At 69.5% G+C, this 20,933-nt stretch carries 13 protein-coding genes; 8 read left to right on the top strand and 5 right to left on the bottom strand.

Annotated elements, in window-relative coordinates:
• Positions 1-286: 286 nt before the first annotated feature.
• Together HWX31_RS17890 and pbpC are read left to right on the top strand one after the other, a co-directional pair.
• A complete protein-coding gene (locus HWX31_RS17890) occupies positions 287-6,340 on the top strand; it encodes an alpha-2-macroglobulin family protein (RefSeq protein WP_174959706.1) in 6,054 nt (2,017 codons plus the stop codon).
• Between the two features lie 7 nt (positions 6,341-6,347).
• On the top strand, positions 6,348-8,594 hold the full coding sequence (pbpC, locus tag HWX31_RS17885; protein ID WP_174959708.1) for a penicillin-binding protein 1C: 2,247 nt from the start codon (positions 6,348-6,350) through the stop codon (positions 8,592-8,594).
• Positions 8,595-8,615: 21 nt separating this feature from the next.
• On the opposite strand, the gene HWX31_RS17880 is transcribed toward pbpC, so the two are convergent.
• From HWX31_RS17880 to HWX31_RS17870, 3 genes are all read right to left on the bottom strand, one after another.
• Complete coding sequence (locus HWX31_RS17880) at positions 8,616-9,197, bottom strand: hemerythrin domain-containing protein (protein WP_174959712.1); 582 nt, start codon at positions 9,195-9,197, stop codon at positions 8,616-8,618.
• Positions 9,198-9,371: 174 nt separating this feature from the next.
• Positions 9,372-11,234 (bottom strand): methyl-accepting chemotaxis protein, encoded by a 1,863-nt coding sequence (locus HWX31_RS17875; RefSeq protein WP_174959713.1) that lies wholly within the window; start codon positions 11,232-11,234, stop codon positions 9,372-9,374.
• Positions 11,235-11,403: 169 nt separating this feature from the next.
• Complete coding sequence (locus tag HWX31_RS17870; protein WP_174959715.1) at positions 11,404-12,300, bottom strand: glutamate/aspartate ABC transporter substrate-binding protein; 897 nt, start codon at positions 12,298-12,300, stop codon at positions 11,404-11,406.
• Between the two features lie 506 nt (positions 12,301-12,806).
• Between HWX31_RS17870 and HWX31_RS17865 the strand changes: the two genes are divergently transcribed.
• The 5 genes from HWX31_RS17865 (at position 12,807) to HWX31_RS17845 (ending at position 19,216) form a co-directional block, all read left to right on the top strand.
• Positions 12,807-14,426, top strand: a complete 1,620-nt coding sequence (locus tag HWX31_RS17865) for a S8 family peptidase (RefSeq protein WP_174959718.1) — start codon at positions 12,807-12,809, stop codon at positions 14,424-14,426.
• 183 nt (positions 14,427-14,609) lie between these two features.
• Entirely contained in the window at positions 14,610-15,026 is a 417-nt protein-coding gene (locus HWX31_RS17860) for a cupin domain-containing protein (protein ID WP_174959720.1), read from the top strand.
• A 406-nt stretch (positions 15,027-15,432) separates the two neighbouring features.
• Entirely contained in the window at positions 15,433-15,591 is a 159-nt protein-coding gene (locus HWX31_RS17855) for a hypothetical protein (protein WP_174959722.1), read from the top strand.
• A gap of 42 nt (positions 15,592-15,633) precedes the next feature.
• Positions 15,634-18,396: a magnesium-translocating P-type ATPase gene (gene mgtA / locus HWX31_RS17850; RefSeq protein ID WP_174959724.1), complete on the top strand. Its 2,763-nt coding sequence runs from the start codon at positions 15,634-15,636 to the stop codon at positions 18,394-18,396.
• Between the two features lie 76 nt (positions 18,397-18,472).
• Positions 18,473-19,216 (top strand): transporter, encoded by a 744-nt coding sequence (locus HWX31_RS17845; protein ID WP_174959726.1) that lies wholly within the window; start codon positions 18,473-18,475, stop codon positions 19,214-19,216.
• A gap of 54 nt (positions 19,217-19,270) precedes the next feature.
• Here the strand turns inward: HWX31_RS17845 and HWX31_RS17840 are convergent, their stop codons facing one another.
• Positions 19,271-19,546 carry a helix-turn-helix domain-containing protein gene (locus HWX31_RS17840; RefSeq protein WP_174959728.1) on the bottom strand — a complete coding sequence of 92 codons (276 nt, stop codon included), beginning with the start codon at positions 19,544-19,546 and terminating at the stop codon, positions 19,271-19,273.
• 152 nt (positions 19,547-19,698) lie between these two features.
• Positions 19,699-19,962: a hypothetical protein gene (locus HWX31_RS17835; RefSeq protein ID WP_174959730.1), complete on the bottom strand. Its 264-nt coding sequence runs from the start codon at positions 19,960-19,962 to the stop codon at positions 19,699-19,701.
• Between the two features lie 69 nt (positions 19,963-20,031).
• On the opposite strand from HWX31_RS17835, the gene HWX31_RS17830 reads away from it, so the two are divergent.
• A complete protein-coding gene (locus HWX31_RS17830) occupies positions 20,032-20,907 on the top strand; it encodes a LysR family transcriptional regulator (protein WP_174959732.1) in 876 nt (291 codons plus the stop codon).
• Positions 20,908-20,933 lie beyond the last annotated feature (26 nt).

Raw genomic sequence — 20,933 nt, 5'->3', positions numbered from 1 at the left:
GCCAGATTCGGGAAAACCAGTCTTGATATTTCTCAAACTTTGGCGCGGGCCTGAAATGTACGCGCACAAATCGGATCGGACAATCTTTTTATAGTCCATTAAATATTCCGCATTCCGACGCAATCGAAATTTCGCTGGATTTTTGTGTCGACGGCGCGACAAATCCGCGATGCCCTCGCCTCGCGTCGCGCGACGGCGACATCCGTCGGACGGAGGGATGGTCATGCCGGTCGGTTAGAATCGCGTCCGATCAAACAGAAAGCTTCCCTCCGAGGGCAATCGAGCGATGAAGCAGCGCGACGACAACAAGCACAAACCAACCTTTCAAACCATCACGCGATGGCTCTGGCGCACCGGCGCCGTCGCGGCACTCGGGGCCGCCGCGGCGCTGTCACTGCAGGCCGGCGCCGCGCGCACGGTGAGCGTGTCGCCGCAAGGCACCGTCGCCGAGGTGCGGCAGGCCGTCGTCAAGTTCGACGAACCGATGGTCGCGTTCGGCTCGGCGTCCGCGCCGAATCCCGCGCGCATGACCTGCAACGATTCCGTCGCGGGGCGCGGCACGGGCCGCTGGCTCGACGACAAGACCTGGGTCTACGACTTCGAGAACGACCTGCCGCCCGGCGTGCGCTGCGCGGTCGCGCTCAACGACGGGCTGCGCTCGGTCGCCGGCAACGCGGCCAGCGGCCCGCGCCGCTTCACGTTCCAGACGGGCGGCCCGTTCCCGGTGTCGGTGCGGCCCGGCTCGCGCGAGATCGAGGAGCGGCAGGTGTTCGTGATCAAGCTGAACGGCCCCGCCGAAGCGCGCTCGGCGCTCGCGAATATCTGGTGCGAGGCGGCCGGCATCGGCAACCGCATCCCCGTCGCGAACGCCGATGCGGACACGCGCCGCGCGCTGCTCGATCACTTCGACCTGAAGCAGGACGCCGCGCGGGTGCTCACGCTGTCGTGCGCGCAGGCGCTGCCGTCGAGCGCGAAGATGCAGCTCGTCTACGGCAAGGGCGTCGCCAGCCCGAGCGGCATCGCGAACGACACCGAGCGGCGCTTCGATTTCACCGTGCGCGCGCCGTTCGCCGCGAGCTTCTCGTGCGAACGCGAAAACGCGAAGGCGCCGTGCACGCCGCTGCGGCCGCTCACCCTGTCGTTCAATGCACCGATCTCGCGCAAGCACGCCGAGGCGATCCGGCTGCGCGGCCCCGACGGCTCGCAGGCGCCGAACTTCGCGGCGGACGACAAGAGCGAGGAAGTGACGACCGTCACGTTCAACCCGCCGCTGCCCGAGCAAGCCGCGCTGACGATCGAGCTGCCGTCGGGCCTGCGCGACGTCACCGCGCGCACGCTGAGCAACGCCGACCTGTTCCCGCTCGCGACGCGCACCGCGCCGATGCCGCCGCTCGCGAAATTCTCGTCGGGCACCTTCGGCATCGTCGAGCGCTTCGCCGAGCCCGGCATGCCGGCGCTCGTGCCGGTCACGCTGCGCAACGTCGAAGCCGACCTGCACATCGCGGGGCTCAACGCCGGCGGCGCGCAGTTCGCGAACCTGAAGGTCGAGAACGACACGTCGATCCGCCAGTGGATTCGGCTCGTCGAGCGTTTCGACAACTGGTCGATGAGCGTCGAGGGGATCGACGAGCAGGTTCCCGGCCTGCTCCGGCGCCGCGGGCAGCATCCCGTCTACGTGCCGCTCGCGGCCGGCGAGCGCCAGCCCGCGCCGAAGGACCGCCGCATCGACGTGCGTTCGCTGTCGCTGCTCAAGGGCGAGTCCGGCGTCCAGACGATGACGCTGCCGAAGGCCGATCCGAAGACGCTGCGCCCGTTCGAGACCGTCGGCGTGCCGATCGACAAGCCCGGCTTCTACGTGCTCGAACTCGCGTCGCCGGCGCTCGGCCGCTCGCTGCTCGCGAAGCCGTCGAGCATGTACGTGCGCACCGCGGTGCTCGTCACCAATCTCGGCGTGCACCTGAAGCAGGGCCGCGAGAACAGCCTCGTGTGGGTCACCACGCTCGACAAGGGCAAGCCGGTGCCGAACGCGCAGGTGCGCGTGTCCGACTGCAACGGCGACGAGATCGCCGCCGGCAAGACCGACGCGCAGGGCCTGCTGAAGATCGACGGGCAGTTCGAGCCGAAGCACGAATGCCGGACGTCGGAGCGCTTCGACGACTACTTCGTGTCGGCCCGCGTCGACGATCCGAAGACCGGCCCCGACATGGCGTTCGTCAGCTCGAACTGGAACCGCGGCATCGAGGCGTGGCGCTTCAACGTGCCGACCGACACGGGCAGCGAGCCGACCCTGCGCGCGCACACCGTGTTCGACCGCACGCTGCTGCGCGCGGGCGAAACCGTGTCGATGAAGCACTTCCTGCGCCGGGAGACGCTGCAGAGCCTCGCGTTCCCGTCGCAATACCCGACCCGCGTGACGATCCGCCATCTCGGCTCCGGGCAGACGTACAAGCTGCCGCTCACCTGGGCCGCCGACCATAGCGCCGACACCCGCTTCACGCTGCCGGCCGCCGCGAAGCTCGGCGAATACAGCGTCGCGCTCGAAGGCGGCCCCGAGGATGAGCCGACCGCCAGCTACTACAGCGGCAGCTTCCGGGTCGAGGCGTTCCGCCTGCCCGTCCTCAAGGGCACGATCGGCGCGCGCGACGCGCAGAAGAGCCCGCTCATCGCCGCGAAGGAAGCGCCGCTCGCGGTGCAGATCGACTACGTGTCGGGCGGCGGCGCGTCGAACCTGCCGGTGCAGGTGTCGGCGCTGATGAAATGGGCGTCGCCGCCGTTCGCCGAGACCTATTCCGAGTTCAGCTTCTCGCCGTACCGCCCCGAGACCGGCGGCGAAACGGCCGCCGACGACGAGCAGGACGGCGACAACGCATCGGGCAGCGCGAGCAGCGACCCCGACGCGAGCAAGCTGATCGCCGACAAGCTGCCGCTGACGCTCGACCACAACGGCGCGGGCTCGGTCACGCTCAAGGGGCTGCCGGCCGTCGATGCGCCGAAGCGCATCGCGCTCGAGGCGACCTTCGCCGATCCGAACGGCGAGGTCCAGACGATCCGCGGCGACGCGATGCTGTGGCCGGCCGCGGTGGTCGCCGGCATCAAGGCGGGCCGCTGGGTGTCGGTCGGCCAGCGGGTGCCCGTGCAGGCGCTCGCGGTCGACCTGCAGGGCAAGCCGCGCGCGTCGGTGCCGATCGAGATCAAGGGCGTCGCGCGCATCACGACCACGTCGCGCAAGCGCATGGTCGGCGGCTTCTACGCGTACGACAACCAGAGCGACACGCGCGACCTCGGCGTGCTGTGCTCGGGCAAGACCGACGACAAGGGCCGCATGTCGTGCGACGCGACGCTCGAACAGGCCGGCAACGTGCAGCTGATCGCGGTCGCGAAGGACGGCGACGGCCGCACGTCGAACGCGTCGACGTCGGTGTGGGTCACGCGCGAGGACGAGCTCTGGTTCGGCGGCGACAACACCGACCGGATCGACGTGATTCCGGAGAAGACTTCGTACGAACCGGGCGAAACCGCCCGCTTTCAGGTGCGCATGCCGTTCCGCTATGCGACCGCGCTCGTCGCGGTCGAGCGCGGCGGCGTGATGGAGACGCACATCGTCGAGCTGAACGGCAAGAACCCGACCGTCGACCTGAAGGTCGGCGACACGTGGGGGCCGAACGTCTATGTGTCGGTGCTCGCGCTGCGCGGCCGGATCCGCGAGGTACCGTGGTACTCGTTCTTCACGTGGGGCTGGAAGGCGCCGCTCGAATGGGCGCGCGCATTCTGGCGCGAAGGCCGTCACTATGAAGCGCCGACCGCGTTCGTCGACCTGTCGAAACCCGCGTTCCGCTACGGCCTCGGCGAGATCAAGGTCGGCACGGGCGCGCACCGGCTCGGCGTGACGGTCACGACCGACGCGACCCGCTACACCGTGCGCGGCAAGGCGCAGGCGCACGTGAAGGTCACGCTGCCGGGCGGCCGGCCCGCGCCGGCCGGCACGCAGGTCGCGATCGCGGCCGTCGACGAGGCGCTGCTGGAACTGATGCCCAACAACAGCTGGGACCTGCTCGACGCGATGCTGCGGCGGCGCGCGTACGGCGTCGAGACCGCCACCGCGCAGATGGAGATCGTCGGCCGCCGCCACTTCGGCCGCAAGGCCGTGCCGGCGGGCGGCGGCGGCGGCAGCGCGCCGACCCGCGAGCTGTTCGACACGCTGCTGCTGTGGAACCCGCGCGTGACGCTCGACGCGAACGGCAGCGCGAGCGTCGAGGTGCCGCTCAACGATGCGCTGACCCGCTTCCGGATCGTCGCGATCGCGGCGGTCGGCCCCGACCGCTTCGGCACCGGCAGCACGTCGATCCGCAGCACGCAGGACCTGCAGCTCATCTCCGGCCTGCCGCCGCTGGTGCGCGAAGGCGATGCGTTCCGCGCGCAGGTCACGCTGCGCAATACGACCGAGCGCACGATGCGGGTCGTCGTCACGCCTCGCGTAACGGGCCTCGACGTTGCGCCGCAAACCCTTTCCCTCGCACCGAACAGCGCCGGCGAAGCTGCGTGGACGATCACCGTGCCCGAGCAGGCGCTCGACGCGGCCGGCGCGCTGAACTGGCGCATCGAGGCCACCGAGCAAGGCGGCGCACGCGCGGCCGACGCGCTCGCGGTCGTGCAGAAGGTCGTGCCCGCGCTGCCGGTCACCGTGCAGCAGGCGACGCTCGCGCAGGTCGACGGCACGCTCGCGCTGCCCGTCGCCGCGCCGGCCGGCGCGGCGACGAATGCGCAAGGCGCGCCGCGCGGCGGCATCGCCGTGTCGCTGCAGTCGAAGCTGGCCGACGGCCTGCCGGGCGTGCGGCGCTGGTTCGAGCGCTACCCGTACCGCTGCCTCGAACAGCAGGCGTCGCGCGCGATCGGGCTGCGCGACGCCGCGCAATGGCAGGCGCTGACCGCGCGCATGCCGGTTTATCTGGACAGCGACGGGCTCGCGAGCTATTTCCCGCCGCGATCCGACGATTCGCACTACGGCAGCCCGACGCTCACGTCGTACCTGCTCGTACTGTCGGATGAAGCGAGCCGTCTCGACCCGCGCTTCGCGCTGCCCGAAGACGTGCGCGCGCAGCTCGAAGCCGGGCTCGGGCGCTTCGTCGAAGGCCGCATCCAGCGCGACACGTGGGCGCCCCGCCAGGACCGCGACCTGCGCAAGCTCGCCGCGATCGAGGCGCTGTCGCGCTACGGCGCGGCGCAGGGCCGGATGCTCGGCTCGATCGAAATCGCGCCGAACCAGTGGCCGACGTCGGCGGTGATCGACTATCACGCGATCCTGACGCGCGTGAAGGACATCCCGCAGCGCGACGAGAAACGTGCGCAGGTCGAGCAGATCCTGCGCGCGCGGCTCACCTACCAGGGCACGCAGCTCGTGTTCTCGACCGCGCGCGACGACGACCTGTGGTGGCTGATGACGAGCAACGAGACCAACGCCGCGCGGCTCGCGCTGGAATTCGCGGGCGACCCGGCCTGGAAGGACGAGATGCCGCGCGTGACGTCCGGCCTGCTCGCGCTGCAGCAGCGCGGCGCATGGCAGACGACGACGTCGAACGCGCTCGGCCTGCTCGCGGTCGAGCGTTTCTCGCGCGTCTACGAAAGCACGCCCGTCAGCGGCACGACGAAGGTGACGCTCGGCGGCGACGAGCGGTCGATCGCGTGGTCGTCGTCGCCGGCTGCATCGGCAGCTCCGGCCGCATCGACCGCGCCGGCGTCGGCGACCCCGGCGACGCGTGCCGCCGCCGCGCGCAGCGTGATGCTGCCGTGGCCGCGCGCGGCCCAGCCGGGCACGCTCAGCGTCGTGCAGAACGGCACGGGCCGCCCGTGGGCGACGATCGAAAGCCTCGCCGCGGTGCCGCTGCGCGCGCCGTTCGCGGCCGGCTACCGGATCACGAAGACGGTCACGCCCGTGTCCCCTGCGGTCAAGGGCGTGCTGACGCGCGGCGACGTGGTGCGGGTGCACCTCGACATCGACGCGCAGAGCGACATGACGTGGGTGGTCGTCAACGATCCGGTTCCGGCCGGCGCGACGATCCTCGGCTCCGGCCTCGGCCGCGACTCCGAAGCGGCGACGCAGGGCGAGAAGACGGCCGACGGCGCGTGGCCCGCCTTCATCGAACGCGACTTCGACGGCTATCGCGCGTATTACGACTATCTGCCGAAGGGCAAGCTGTCGGTCGAATACACGGTGCGGCTGAACAACGTCGGCACGTTCGGGCTGCCGCCGACGCGCGTCGAGGCGCTGTACGCGCCGTCGGTGTACGGGCTGTGGCCGAATCCGCCGATGACGGTCAAGCCGGCCGACGCCGGCAAGCCGTGAACGCGCGATGAAGGGATTCGCTTCACCGCGGCCGTCGCAGATTACCGGTGCTGCCGGCCGCCTCTTCATCGCCGCGCTGCTCGCGGCCCCGCTCGTCGCGCACGCGCTGCCGTCCTACGACGACGTGCGCCACCGCTGGCGCAGTTCCGACTGGGTGCTGCTCGCGCGCGACGGCACGCCGCTGCAGCGCACCCGCGTCGACCTCGCCGAACGGCGCGGCGACTGGGTCGCGCTCGGCGACGTGTCGCCCGCGTTCCGCGAGGCGATCGTCGTGTCCGAGGACCGGCGCTTCTACGAACATAGCGGCGTCGACTGGCGCGGCATCGCGGGCGCCGCCTGGGGCAACCTGTGGAACGAGCGCACGCGCGGCGCGTCGACCGTGACGATGCAGCTCGCCGGCCTGCTCGGCGATTCGCCGCGCCGCTCGGGCCAGCGCTCGCTGCCGCAGAAGGCCACCCAGGCGATGAACGCGCTGCTGCTCGAACGCGGCTGGCGCAAGGACCAGATCCTCGAGGCCTACCTGAACCTCGTGCCGTTCCGCGGCGAGACGATCGGGCTCGACGCGATGTCGCGCGTGCTGTTCGGCAAGGCGCCGTCCGGGCTCGACGTGCGCGAGTCCGCGGTCGCCGCCGCACTGGTGCGCGCGCCCAACGCGAACGCCGCGAGGGTCGCCGAGCGCGCGTGCCGCATCCTGCGCGACATGCGCGCCGCGCAGCAGTGCGCGTCGCTCGACGGCTACGTGCAGCTCGTGACCGCGCGCCCGGCGAGCACCGCGCGCGACGACGGCGCGGCGCTCGCGCCGCATTTCGCGCGGCGCATCGCGGCCGAGGTGAAGCCGGGCGCGGGCGCGCAGGTCCGCTCGACGCTCGACGCACCGCTGCAGCGCTTCGCGCGCGACACGCTGACCCGCGCGCTGACCGAGCTCAACGCCCCTGCCCACCGACGCAACGTGCAGGACGGCGCGGTGGTCGTGATCGACAACGCGAGCGGCGAGATCCGCGCGTGGGTCGGCTCGTCCGGCGCGCTGTCGGGCGCGCGCGACGTCGACGCCGTGCTCGCGCCGCGCCAGGCCGGCTCGACGCTCAAGCCGTTCCTGTATGCGCAGGCGATCGACGAGAAGCGGCTGACCGCCGCGTCGCTGCTCGACGACGCGCCGATCAACCTCGCCACGGGCGGCGGCCTGTACATCCCGCAGAACTACGACAAGGATTTCAAGGGCTGGGTGAGCGTGCGCAGCGCGCTCGGCGGCTCGCTCAACGTGCCGGCCGTGCGCACGCTCGTGCTCGTGACGCCGCACCGCTTCGCGCGCACGCTGACCGCGCTCGGGCTGCCGCTCGCGCAGGAAGGCGACTACTACGGCTTCAGCCTCGCGCTCGGCAGCGCGGACGTCACGCTGCTGTCGCTGACCAACGCGTATCGCGCGCTCGCGAACGGCGGCGTCGCGCGCAAGGCCGTCGACCTGACGGCGCCGGCCTCGTCGGCTTCGGCGTCGACGCCGGCGCGCGCACCCGACGGCACGCGCGTGTTCAGCGAAGCGGCGAGCTTCGTCGTCACCGACATCCTCGCCGACAACAACGCGCGCGTGCGCACGTTCGGCTTCGACAACCCGCTCGCGACGCGCTTCTTCTCGGCGGTCAAGACCGGCACCAGCAAGGACATGCGCGACAACTGGGCGGTCGGGTATACGTCGCGCTACACGGTCGGCGTCTGGGTCGGCAACGCGGACGGCTCGCCGATGTGGGACATCTCGGGCGTGACCGGCGCGGCCCCGGTCTGGTCGGCGGTCGTCGGCTACCTGCATCGCGATCTCGCGAGCCGCGCGCCGCGCCCGCCCGCCGGCGTCGAGCAGCGCCGCATCACGTTCGAACGCGATCTCGAGCCGGCGCGCGGCGAATGGTTTCTCGCCGGCACCGCGGTCGATGCGATCCGGCTCGCCGCGCCCGTCATGGCCGGCAAGGACGGGCCGCGCGCGCCGCTGACGATCGGCGCGCCGACCGACGGGACGATCTTCGCGATCGATCCGGACATTCCGCCGAAGAACCAGCGGATCTGGTTCGAGCGCACCGCGGGCCACGCGGCGAAGTTTTCGTGGCGGCTCGACGACAAGGTGATCGGGCGCGCGGACCGCGTCGCGTGGATGCCGTGGCCGGGACGGCATCGGCTCGAACTCGTCGATGCGCGCGGCAACGTCGCCGATGCGATCGGGTTCGAGGTGCGGGGCGCGTTCGCGAAGCCGGGGGCGCGCCGGCCGTGAGCGGGCGGCGCGCGCCGCCGCTCACGCCTGCGCTTCCGGGATCACCTGCACGATCAGCGCATACAGGCGCTCGAAATCCTCGTCGAACTTTTCGCCTTCGAACGGATCCCGGTTCGCGCCGAATGCGTCGTCGAGCTCGATCCAGTCCTCCACCGTCAGCCATTGCCGTGCCGCGGGCAGGATGACCTCTTCTTCGACGTGCATGTGCTTCAGGTAGAACGCGGCATATTCGTCGACCGCCGCGCGCAATTGCGGATAGGCCGATTCGCCGACCTGTTCGCAACGCGTCAGCTCATGCTCGATGTTCCGCAGCAGCGCTTCGCCCTGCACGTGTTGCGCCTCGAGTTCGTCGATGACTTCGTCCAGCGCCTGGGTGCGGCGGCGCAGGCGTGCAAACAGATACCGATCCTCGTTCGGGTGATGGATCTGCTCCGGGTACTCGCGGATGTAATACAGCATGGCCCGGAACACCATCAGCCCCGGCATCGTCCCGCCGGCGGCGAGCCGCTCGACGAAGTGCTGCATGCCCGCGATGACGGTCGACAGCTGCCGATGCTCCCTGAGAATGACCTGTACCGCGCTCCTTGGCTGTGGGGCTGGCATTTCACTCACCTCCCGCCGTGCGTTCGGCACGGCAACGTACCGGTGTCGGTCAGACGCCGCCTGCGCCGCGCGTGAAGCGCCGCGGCCGGGGCGTTCGGACCCGTCAATTCAAATGGTCGCGCCAACCCGGCCGGCGTGCTTGACCTCGATCAACGCCCCGCGTCGGCCGTCGGGTCAGCCGTCGACCTTGAACGCCGCCATCAGCCGCGACAGCTCCGCGGCCTGCTGGTTGAGGCTCTCCGCCGCCGCCGCGCTCTGTTCGACCAGCGCCGCGTTCTGCTGCGTCATCTGGTCGAGCGACTGCACCGCGTCCCCGATCTGGTCGATGCCCGCGCTTTGCTCGAGGCTCGCCTCGGCGATCTCGTTCATCAGCGCACTGACGCCCTGCACCTGCGAAACGACGTCGCGGATCACCTCGCCGGCCTCGCCGACGAGCCGCGAGCCGACGCTCACCGTCCCGGCGCTGTGCTCGATCAGCACCTTGATCTCCTTCGCCGCCTGCGCGCTGCGCTGCGCGAGGCTGCGCACTTCCGAGGCCACCACCGCGAACCCGCGGCCCTGCTCGCCCGCCCGCGCCGCTTCCACGGCCGCATTGAGCGCGAGGATGTTGGTCTGGAACGAAATGCTGTCGATCAGCCCGATGATCTCGGAGATCCGGATCGACGCGTTGCTGATCTGCTCCATCGTGCTCACCACTTCCCCGACCACCTGTCCGCCGCGCACGGCGGTTTCGGACGCGCCGTTGACCATCCGCGCCGCGGTGCGGGCGGTTTCCGTGTTGTTCTTCACGACGGCGGTGATCTCCTCCATCGACGACGCGGTCCGCTCCAGGTTGCTCGACTGCCCTTCGGTGCGCGCGCTGAGATCCGCGTTGCCCGTCGCGATCTGCGAGGAGCCCGTCGCGATCGACGCGGACGCCGCCCGCACGCGATGGACCAGCGTCGAGAGCGACGACACGAAGCGGTTGAACGCGTCCGACAGCTGCCCGATCTCGTCCTGGCTCTCGACCGTCATGCGGCGGGTGAGGTCGCCCTGCCCGCTGGCGATCTCGGCCAGCAGGGTTGCCGCGCGCCGCAGCGGCGCGGCGATCGCCCGGCCCACCAGCAGGATGACCGCCAGCGCGACGCCCAGCCCGGCGACGGTCGCCACCAGCGTCGCGTTGCGGATCGCACGGGTCACGGGCCCGAGCAGCTCCGCCTCCGGGACCTGGACCACGACATAGGCGTTCACCTCCGGAATGAACGACGTCGCGATGAAGCGCGCGCCGTCCTGCCCCGCATAGCTGACGTAAGCGTAGGGCTTGCCGGCCAGCAGCACGGCCGATGCGTCGCCGGGCAGCCCGGGTTCGTCCTTCATGAAGTGCTTGCCGTCGATCAGCGCCGTATCGCGATGCATCATGATCGCGCCGTCCGGGCGCACGAGGTACGCAAAGCCGGTCTCGCCGATCCGGTAGGCCGCGATGTTCCGGGCCAGCGCGTCCACCGACAGGCTCATGCCGGCCGCGCCGATCGGGTTGCCGTCGCGCTCCACGCGCGCATTGATGAACATCATGTAGCCGCCCAGCGTCACGTCGCGGTCCATGTTGACCTCGAACGGCTTGCCGGAGGAAAGGAACGCCGTCAGCCACCGATCGTTGTCGCCGAGCTTGCGCTGCAGCCCCGCCTCGGTGAAGTAGTTGCCGCTCGTCGTCGACACCCACTGCACGGACGCCGCCTTCTGCGCCGCCTTCACGTTCTCCGCGAGGCGCACCCAGTTGCGCGTGCCGGCGTCGGGCTCGCCTTCGGCCTCCCATTGCAGCAGGAACGCGTCGCCGGCCAGCAGCCGCGACGCCGCGACCGGTCCGGCGAGCTGGCGCTGCACGTCGGCGCGGATGCTGTTCAACGCCGTCGGCAGTTCGTCGTGCACGACGCGCTCGCGCACCGCGCTGCCGATCAGGCGGACGCTCAGCACGCTCGAGATCGCCACGAAGACCAGCAGACAGCTCGTCATGCTGAGAACCAGCTTGCGCTGAATGGAAAGCTTGCGCCAGAAGTGCATGGGGGAATTCCTCGATATGTGCTCGTTTGTTGCCAGCACGGGTTATCGGCACGGCGGAGCCGAACAACATGGCTGGCGGCAAATAGCCGGTATCAGGAATTGAAGATGCCGGGCGTGATCTGGCGCACGCCAGGTTGCGCGCACAACGATCCCGCCCGCCCCGCTCAAGTCAATACTGAGCCTGGTCCGTCGGATTCCTGAACAGCTGCCGCATCTCGGCCGACAGCGGATAGTTCAGGTTCATCCCCTTCGGCGGAATCGGCTGCGTGAACCAGCGGTCGTAGAGCTTCTCCGCGTCGCCGGAGGTCTGCATCTTCGCGATCACGCCGTCGACGACGCGCTTGAACGCCGGATCGTCCCTGCGCATCATGCACGCGTAGTTCTCGTGGACGAGCGGCGTGCCCGTGACCGTATACGCGCCCGGATTCCGGTCCTTCGCGAGCTCGCCGTAGAGCAGCGGCTCGTCCATCACGAACGCGACCGCGCGCCCGGTCGTGACGTTCATGAACGCTTCCGCGTGATCCTTCGCGCTGATGATCGTCATGCTCATGCCCTTCTCTTCGTTCAGCTTGCGCAGCAGGCGCTCGTCCGACGTGCCGGCCGTCGTCGCGACCGTCTTGCCCGCCAGGTCCGGAAAGTCCTTCACACCCGAATCCTTGCGCGTGCTGAAGCGGATGCCGTAGAGAAAGATGCTGTTGGAGAACGCCGCCTGCTTCTGCCGTTCGAGCGTGTTCGTCGTCGATCCGCATTCGAAATCGATCGTGCCGTTCTGCAAGAGCGGAATCCGGTTCTGCGACGTGATCGGAATCTCCTTCACCGCGAGGCCGGACAGGTTCAGCTCCGTCTTCAACTGCTCGACGATGCGCGACGCGATGTCCCGCGAATAGCCGATGTTCTTCTGCTGGTTGTCCGAGTACGAAAACGGCACCGACGATTCGCGGATGCCGAGCGACACGACGCCCGTGTCCTTGATCTTCTTCAGCGTGCCCGTGAGCGCCTGCGCGTGCGCGGCGCCCGCCAGCGTGTACGACAGCGCGACAGCCAACCAGCGGTAGCGACGGTCCATGCCTGTTCTCCTGACGGATCGTTGAACGAACTGCGATCGTACGCCCGACAAAATCGCGCCGCATCAGGGAAAGCGTAAGGTGGCCGGCCATCGCGCACAGCGCGGCCCGGCCCCTTTTCCGGACCGTCGCAGCGGCCATGCGTCCGGCTTGCTGCAGCGCCGCACCACCGCGCCGGCATGCCGGGTGCCGACCCCGCTGCGCGCAGCCTGACACCGCCGCCGGCCGTCGCGCACGATCACCCGTTCGAAACGCCCGTTCGTGCGGGTGCGCAGCAACGCTATCGTTTGCGCGACCGTCATGTTTTCTTTTGAAACCGCTCAAGAAGCGCCCACGCCGGCCGTTACCCAATGCGTGGCGCGCCGCAGCAACCCTCGCTGGCCGCCCCAAGAACAACGAGAAAGGCCGGCTGTTTGCCGAACGCCGCCGCGAAAACGCGGCGGCGACCGGGCAGCCACCGGCCGACCGCCACTGTCGGCACACCGGCTACCAAAGAGGAACAACCAACATGAGAGCCAAACGTTTCACTCCCGCCGTGGCCCGATTCACGCACGCACGCGCCCTCGCCGGCATGCTGTCCGCGGCGGCCCTGCTGCCGCTCGCCGGTTGCGGCGGCGGCGGCGACAGCAGCCCGGCGCCTTCCGCGGCCGCGCCGGCTCCCGCCCCGGCGCCCGCGCCGTCGTCGCCCAACAACGCCGCATGCGCCGCGCAGCAGGCGTCCACGCAGATGGTGCAACAGGCAATCGCGGCGAACGCGCCGCCGGTCGACCACCTGATCGTCAAGCTGAAAGCGTCGACCGCCACACGCGCGATGGCGGCCACCAACGCCGCGTCGCGGTTCGACGCCGTGATCCAGCGGGCGATGACCCAATGGGTCGCGCCGACCGGCAGCGCGCGCGCGTTCGCGAGCACGACCGGCCACTCGCAGCTGAACGTGCAGGTCGAGCGGGCGATGGCGAGCGGCGCGGCCGTGCTGTCGCTCGGTCAGTCCGTCAGCGCCGCCGACGCGGCGGCGCTCGCGCAGGTCTTCGCCGCCGATGCCGACGTCGACTACGCGGAGCCGGACAGCCGGATGGGCGTGCGCGACACGCCGACCGATCCGCTATTCAGCCAGCAGTGGTATGCCACCGATCCGACGGCCGGCATCAACCTGCCCGCCGCCTGGACCCGCACCAAGGGCTCGCCGACCGTCGTGACCGCCGTGCTCGACACCGGCTACCGTCCGCACGGGGATCTCGCGTCCAACCTGGTGGGGGGCTACAACTTCATCACCAACGTCAACACGAGCAACAACGGCCAGGGGCGCAGCCCGGACGCGACCGATCCGGGCGACTGGGTCACGCAGCAGGAGCTCGACAACGCAAGCGGCCCGTTCTATCACTGCGCGAGCAGCCCGAGCGACAGCAGTTGGCACGGCACCCGCGTCGCGGGCCTGATCGGCGCCGTCGCAAACAACAGCACGGGCATCGCCGGCGTGTCGTGGCTCGGCAAGGTCCTGCCGGTGCGCGTGCTCGGCAAGTGCGGCGGCGTGACGAGCGACATCGCGGACGCGATGCGCTGGGCGGCCGGCATTTCGGTCAGCGGCGTACCGACGAACACGAACCCGGCGAAGGTCATCAACCTGAGCCTCGGCGGCACCGGCGCGTGCAGCCAGACGTTCCAGCAGGCGATCGACGACGTGACCGCGCGGGGCGTGACCGTCGTCGTCGCGGCCGGCAACGACGGGCTCTCGACGGCGTTCGACCAGCCCGCGAACTGCCGCGGCGTGATCGCCGTCGCCGCGACCGACGCGACCGGCCGGCGGGCGTCCTTCAGCAACTTCGGCAGCGACGTCGCGCTGAGCGCGCCCGGCGTCAACATCCTGTCGACGTCGAACAGCGGCAAGACCACGCCCGACACGGACACCTACGGCCTCGCGGACGGCACGAGCCTCGCGGCGCCGCAGGTGGCGGGCGTCGCAGCGCTGATGCTCTCCGTGAACGGCAACCTCACGCCGGCCCAGATCCAGCAGAAGCTGCAAGGCGGCGCGCGTGCGGCGAAATTCGCGGCCGGCACGTCGTGCTCGGCGATGCCCGCCGGTTCGGGCATCCTCGATGCGGGCGCCGCGGTAGCGGCGGCGGCGCTGTAACGCGCTTCGTCGGCGACGCGGCCGTGGGCGGGCCTTCGGCGGCATGCCGAAGGCCCGTTTCGTTTCCGGCGCGCGCCGCGTGACCTAGAATCGATCTGACGCGCCGCGTAACGCCGTGCGCGCCGCCAGGCGCGTCGCGGTTTCGTCGCCGGCGCAGCGTTCGGGCCATTCGAAGGAGCGCCCATGTCCCCAGCCAGCCATCACGCGGATGCGCCGCTCGTCGCGGTCCGCCCCGACCGGAAGATCGACACGGCCCAGCGCCTGCCCTATTTCGTCGGCATTTCCGCGCAAACCGCGGGCGCGACCGGGCTGTCGATGCACATCGTCGTGATCCCGCCCGGCGGACACGCGACCGCGCATACGCACGTCGGCTTCGAGACCGCCGTCTACGTGCTCGAAGGACGCGTCGAAACACGCTATGGCCCGGGGCTGCGCCGCTCGATCGTCACCGGGGCCGGCGAGTTCCTGTTCATACCGCCTGGCGTCCCGCATCAGGCGTTCAACCTGAGCGACACGACCGCCGTGCGCGCGGTCATCGCGCGCAACGCGCCCGGCGAGCAGGAAACGGTGCAGCCTTACGATCCGGCCGCCGACGCATGACGCGAAGCCGACGCGGGCGGAAAAAAAGTCCTACGAAAGGGTTGACGCTTCGCACTGCGGCCCTTTACCATCGCCCCCGTCTAAACACATGGAGTGTTCTGTGAACACCGATGCGAGTTGTAGTTGGTCCTTGACCAACATGACTGCCGCCTGAGGAAACTGCGCAGAGCCTCGTCTTCTGCCGCATCCCGGGAAGCAGGATGCGGCGTCCTTCCGGCCTGACCGGCCAGATTCCCGCCGAATTTTTTTGAACGATACGTGACCGCTCGCGTGGTCGCGCACGCTCGTCCCGCGCGCAGCGCTGCTGCGTGCGCATTCCGTTCGCGCGCCGTCCGGCGTGCGTGCCGTCACGCACGCACCGCCATCGACCGCCCGCGCCGCCGACCGCCAACCGACAGGAGTGCAGATGAATTCCGACGACAGTAGTCGATTACCGCTCGCCGGTGCGGCCATGCGCGCGGCAGGTCCGATCGCGCATCGCGCGCCGGCGAGCGGCTCCCTCATCACCGATCAACAGCCGATCGCGCCTGACGCGACGCGGCGGGGAGCGTTCGTTCGTCGATAACGTGCGCTCCCCGCCCGCCGCCTCGTGCGCAAGGAGCGACACATGACGCAACGCAACCCATCACACAAGAAACAACGCGGTTTCATCAAGACCGGCGGCGCCGGCCGGACGGCCGAACCGCGAATCATGCGCGCCGCGCAGGAAGCGGCCCGCCCGCTCGAGGACACGCTGAAGGCACTGCGCACCAGCACACGCGGCCTCACCTACGACCAGGCCGCCGACCGCCTGCAACTCGACGGCGCGAACGAGATCGCGCACGACAAGCCGCCGCACTGGACCCGCCAGCTGCTGATGTCCTTCCACAATCCCTTCGTCTACGTGCTGCTGGTGCTCGCCGCGATCAGCTTCTGCACCGACGTCTGGTTCGCGGCGCCCGACGATCGCGACTACGTCGGCATGACGATCCTGCTGACGATGGTGACGATCAGCGCGCTGCTGCGCTTCGTGCAGGAATTCCGCTCGCTGCGCGCCGCCGAGAAGCTGAAGGCGATGGTGCGCACGACCGCGACCGTGCAGCGCGCGGTGACCGACACCAGCGAGCCTGCGCGGCGCGACATTCCGATGCGCGAGGTCGTAGTCGGCGACATCGTGCACCTGTCGGCCGGCGACATGATCCCGGCCGACGTGCGCCTGATCACGTCCCGCGACCTGTTCATCAGCCAGGCCGTGCTGACCGGCGAAGCGCTGCCCGTCGAGAAATACGACACGCTCGGCGCGGTCGCCGGCAAGTCGGCCGAAGCGGGCCACGCCGCCGCGAACGACGCATCGCAGTCGCTGCTCGACCTTGGCAACGTCTGCTTCATGGGCACCAACGTCGTGAGCGGCACCGCGACGGCGGTCGTCGTCGCGACCGGCGAGGACACCTACTTCGGGTCGCTCGCGCGCAACGTCGTCAGCCACAAGCGCATCGAAACCAGCTTCGACCGCGGCGTCGCGAGCGTGAGCTGGCTGCTGATCAAGTTCATGTTCGTGATGGTGCCGATCGTGTTCATGATCAACGGGCTCACCAAGGGCGACTGGCTGAGCGCCCTCACCTTCGCGCTCGCGGTGGCCGTCGGCCTGACGCCCGAAATGCTGCCGATGATCGTCAGCGCGAACCTCGCGCGCGGCGCGGTCGCGATGGCGCGCCGCAAGGTCGTCGTCAAGCGCCTGAACTCCGTGCAGAACTTCGGCGCGATGGACGTGCTCTGCACCGACAAGACCGGCACGCTCACGCAGGACAAGATCATCCTCGAGCACCATCTCGACCTGTCCGGCCACAAGAACGAGGAGATCCTGCGGCTCGGCTGGCTGAACAGCTTCCACCAGAGCGGCCAGAAGAACCTGATCGACATCGCCGTCGTCAATCGCGCGAACGAGATCGGCGAGCGCGTGAAGCCGCAGGGCTACAAGAAGATCGACGAGCTGCCGTTCGATTTCGTGCGGCGCCGCCTGTCGGTCGTCGTCGAGGACACGCGCGGCACGCACACGCTGATCTGCAAGGGCGCCGTCGAGGAAATGCTCGCCGTGTCGACCCACGTGCAGGATGAGGACGGCGTGCGGCCGCTCGACTTCGTCGCCCGCAAGCGGCTGCTCGAACAGGCGAACGCGTACAACGAGGACGGTTTCCGCGTGCTGGTGCTGGCCACCCGCGCGATCCCGCGCGGCGACGAGCGCGAGCAATACCGCACCGCCGACGAGCGCGACCTCGTCGTGCGCGGCTTCCTGACCTTCCTCGATCCGCCGAAGGAATCGGCCGCGCCCGCGCTCGCCGCGCTGCGCGAGAACGGCGTTGCCGTGAAGGTGCTGACCGGCGACAACCCGACCGTCACGATGAAGGTCTGCCGCCAGGTCGGCCTCGAACCCGGCAAGCCGGTGCTCGGCACCGAGGTCGACGCGCTCGACGACGCGACGCTCGCGCAGGTCGTCGAACGCACGACCGTGTTCGCGAAGCTCACGCCGCTGCAGAAGGCGCGCATCGTCACGGCGCTGCAGGCGAACGGCCACACCGTCGGCTTCCTCGGCGACGGCATCAACGACGCGCCCGCGCTGCGAGATGCCGACGTCGGCATCTCGGTCGACAGCGGCGCGGACATCGCGAAGGAAACCGCCGACATCATCCTGCTCGAGAAGAGCCTGATGGTGCTCGAGGAAGGCGTGATCAAGGGCCGCGAAACGTTCGGCAACATTCTCAAGTACCTGAACATGACGGCCAGCTCGAACTTCGGCAACGTGTTCTCGGTGCTCGTCGCCAGCGCGTTCCTGCCATGGGAGCCGATGCTCGCGACCCAGCTGCTGGTGCTGAACCTCGTCTACGACACGTCGCAGATGCTGCTGCCGTGGGACAGGATGGACCCCGAGTTCCTGAAGAAGCCGCGCAAGTGGGAAGCCGGCAACATCAAGCGCTTCATGCTGTGGGTCGGGCCGACGTCGTCGGTGTTCGACATCACCACGTACCTGCTGATGTGGACCGTGTTCGGCGCGGGCGCGCTGTATCACCTGCATGGCGGCACGAGCGGCCAGATCGTGATGAATTCCGGCTGGTTCATCGAGAGCCTCGTGTCGCAGACGCTCGTCGTGCACCTGCTGCGCACGCAGAAGATTCCGTTCCTGCAGAGCACGGCCGCGCTGCCGGTGCTGCTGTCGACGATCACCGCGATCGCGATCGGCTGCTGGCTGCCGTTCTCGCCGTTCGCGGACGCGCTCGGCTTCATGCATCTGCCCGGCAGCTACTGGCTGTGGCTCGCGGCCACGATGGTCGGCTACATCCTGCTCGCGCAGACGGTCAAGACGATCTACGTGCGCCGCTACAAGCAGTGGTTCTGATTCCTTGCGCTTGAACATCGGCGGACCCGCACGCTATGCGCGGGTCCGCCGCGCGCAACGCATTCCAGGAGATGTGATGAAAAGAATGCTTCCGCTCGCGGTCGCGAGCGCCCTCTTCGCGCCGTCCGGCGCATACGCGACCCATCCGCTCGTCAGCGACGATACGGGCACGCAGGGCGACGCGAACTGGCAACTGGAACTGAACGCCGAGGAAACGTCGAAACAGGAAGAGACCGGGCGGCACGGGCTGTGGAACGCGACGCTGACGCGCGGCTTCGGCGAGCACGTCGACCTGTACGTCAACGCGCCCTATACGCACGTGCAGACGCGGTCGGACGAGAACGGGGCGGGGTTCGGCGACGTCGAGATCGGGATGAAATGGCGGTTTGTCGAGCACGGACCGTTCAGTGTCGCGCTCAAGCCCAGGGTGACGATGCCGACCGGCAACGACCGGCGCGGGCTCGGGACCGGACGCGTCGGCGCCGGCGCGACGCTGCTCGCGCAGGCCGACGTCGCGAAGGTGTCGTTCCTGGCGAATGCGGGGATCGCGTACCAGCCGAACCGGCAGGACCAGCTGACGTCGATCTGGCAGGTTTCCGGCGCGGCGATCTACCGCGCGACGGACAAGCTGCAGCTGGTCGCCGACGTCGGGATGTCACGCAATGCCGAGGCCGGCGCCGGCGCGAATCCGGCGTTCGTGATCGCGGGCGCGATCTATTCGCCGAAACGCTGGCTCGATCTCGACGTCGGGTATCGCCGCGGCTTGAACGACCAGACTTACGACCATTCGGTGATGGGCGGGATCACGGCACGGTGGTAAGGCGCCGCGGATTCGCGGCAACCGAAGGCGGGCTGCTTGGGCGGCCCGCCTTTTTTACGTCGCATCGAAGAGCTGCGCGCACAGCGCGCGCCCTTCGTCGGTCAGCGCCGCGCTGCCCGTGCCGTCTTCACGCAAGGTGGTCGTGGTCAGGCCACCGGCATCGAGCTGCGTCAGCATGCGGCGCAGCGTGCTCATCGGCAACTGCGCGCGCTTCGCGAGCTTCGGCAGCGACCACGGCTTGCCGGCCGGATCGTTGGCGGCTTCGTGCAGCGTCGCGAGGGTCGCGACAAGGGCGGGATCGAGGTCGTCTTCGTGTGATGCGGTGGTCATCGGTTTCGTGCGGCAGAGGTCGTAAACGAGGCTCGCGTCAGGAGCACAGTGCTGCCTCCTGCCGGCCATCACAATGCGTTTGCTCTGGAGCAAACGGCGACGGCCGACACACTATACCGCTTCCGTCACGAACGGATGCGACGCGCCGGCGCTCAGCGGGGCCAATGCTTGCGCGACACGACGGCGAAGCTGATCGCGATCGCGCCTGTCGCTGCGCGGGCGGGTGCGTCGGGTATCGCGTCGCCGAAGCGGACGCGGCGGCCGCGCCCGCCGCGTGGGTCGGGAGCACGAACCGGCGCCGCGTCACGCTTGTCATCGGCGGCACAGGCGTTCACGGCGGCAGGTTCAACGGCCTCGGCAATCGGGCGCTGCATCGAGGGGCCAACAGGCATGGAGGACGATTTCGGAAAAGACATGCCCGTATTGAACGCGCTGCCGATCGATCAGTAAAATGAATGTTTTGACCGATATGATTCTTTTCCGGAATGGAACTGAAACTCCTCAGGACGTTCCTGACGGTGACCGACCTGCGTCACTTCAGCCGCGCGGCGGACGCGCTGCACATGAGCCAGCCGGCACTCAGCAAGCAGATCGGCGCGCTGGAAGCGAGCCTCGGCGGCAGGCTGTTCGAACGGGGGCGGCACGGCGCGGCGCTCACGCCGTTCGGCGAGCGCTTCCTGTCGGATGCGCAAGCGCTCGTGCGCGACGCGGACGAGATCCTGTCGCGCGCGCGGGAAGCCAGCAGCGGCCGGCGCGGGCACCTGCGCATCGGCATCTGCCTGTCGGTGCTGACGATCGTGCCGCGGCTCATCGCCGAGTTTCGCCGTCAGCATCCGGACGTCGCCGTCACGCTGAGCGACCTGTCTTCCGCCGAGCAGGCGCGCCGCATGCTGGCCGGCAAGCTGGATGCGGGCTTCATGCGCCTGCCGCCCGGGGACGGGCTGTCGTCGTTCAAGGTGGTCGACGAAGCGCTCGCGCTGGCCCTGCCGCCGCAGCTTCGGCATACGCGCGTGCCGGCCGATCTCGACGCGCTCAATGAAATCGGCTTCATCGCGTTGCAGCGTGCGCGCGGCGCCGGCCTCGCCGCGCAGGTCGACCGGTGGTGCATCGAACGCGGCTTCGTGCCGAACGTGACGCAGCAGGCCGAAGACGTCCAGTCGGTGCTCACGTCGGTCGCCGCGGGCGTGGGAGTCGCATTCATTCCTTCGCGCGCGCAGCACCTGCTGCGGGACGCGACGGTGCTGCCGCTGCCCGGCAAGCACGCGAAGTGGCGCGTCGGGCTCGCGTGGCCGTCGACGCGCGACGATCCCGTGACGTCGCGCTTCGTGTCGTTCGTGCGGGCGGCGATGAAAGGCGCATGACGCGCTGCACGCGCCGCCACGGCGGG

This window comes from Burkholderia ubonensis, from assembly GCF_902833085.1.
In the GTDB taxonomy this organism is placed as follows: domain Bacteria; phylum Pseudomonadota; class Gammaproteobacteria; order Burkholderiales; family Burkholderiaceae; genus Burkholderia; species Burkholderia ubonensis.
The sequence above is the reverse complement of the archived record's forward strand: the minus strand, read 5'-3'. Positions and strand labels throughout refer to the sequence as shown.

What these genes read in the sequence shown, in the direction of transcription:
- HWX31_RS17890 (WP_174959706.1), top strand. Translation starts at nt 287, where the DNA reads ATGAAGCAGCGCGACGACAACAAGCACAAACCAACCTTTCAAACCATC.
- pbpC (WP_174959708.1), top strand. Translation starts at nt 6,348, where the DNA reads ATGAAGGGATTCGCTTCACCGCGGCCGTCGCAGATTACCGGTGCTGCC.
- HWX31_RS17880 (WP_174959712.1), bottom strand. Translation starts at nt 9,197, where the DNA reads ATGCCAGCCCCACAGCCAAGGAGCGCGGTACAGGTCATTCTCAGGGAG.
- HWX31_RS17875 (WP_174959713.1), bottom strand. Translation starts at nt 11,234, where the DNA reads ATGCACTTCTGGCGCAAGCTTTCCATTCAGCGCAAGCTGGTTCTCAGC.
- HWX31_RS17870 (WP_174959715.1), bottom strand. Translation starts at nt 12,300, where the DNA reads ATGGACCGTCGCTACCGCTGGTTGGCTGTCGCGCTGTCGTACACGCTG.
- HWX31_RS17865 (WP_174959718.1), top strand. Translation starts at nt 12,807, where the DNA reads ATGAGAGCCAAACGTTTCACTCCCGCCGTGGCCCGATTCACGCACGCA.
- HWX31_RS17860 (WP_174959720.1), top strand. Translation starts at nt 14,610, where the DNA reads ATGTCCCCAGCCAGCCATCACGCGGATGCGCCGCTCGTCGCGGTCCGC.
- HWX31_RS17855 (WP_174959722.1), top strand. Translation starts at nt 15,433, where the DNA reads ATGAATTCCGACGACAGTAGTCGATTACCGCTCGCCGGTGCGGCCATG.
- mgtA (WP_174959724.1), top strand. Translation starts at nt 15,634, where the DNA reads ATGACGCAACGCAACCCATCACACAAGAAACAACGCGGTTTCATCAAG.
- HWX31_RS17845 (WP_174959726.1), top strand. Translation starts at nt 18,473, where the DNA reads ATGAAAAGAATGCTTCCGCTCGCGGTCGCGAGCGCCCTCTTCGCGCCG.
- HWX31_RS17840 (WP_174959728.1), bottom strand. Translation starts at nt 19,546, where the DNA reads ATGACCACCGCATCACACGAAGACGACCTCGATCCCGCCCTTGTCGCG.
- HWX31_RS17835 (WP_174959730.1), bottom strand. Translation starts at nt 19,962, where the DNA reads ATGTCTTTTCCGAAATCGTCCTCCATGCCTGTTGGCCCCTCGATGCAG.
- HWX31_RS17830 (WP_174959732.1), top strand. Translation starts at nt 20,032, where the DNA reads ATGGAACTGAAACTCCTCAGGACGTTCCTGACGGTGACCGACCTGCGT.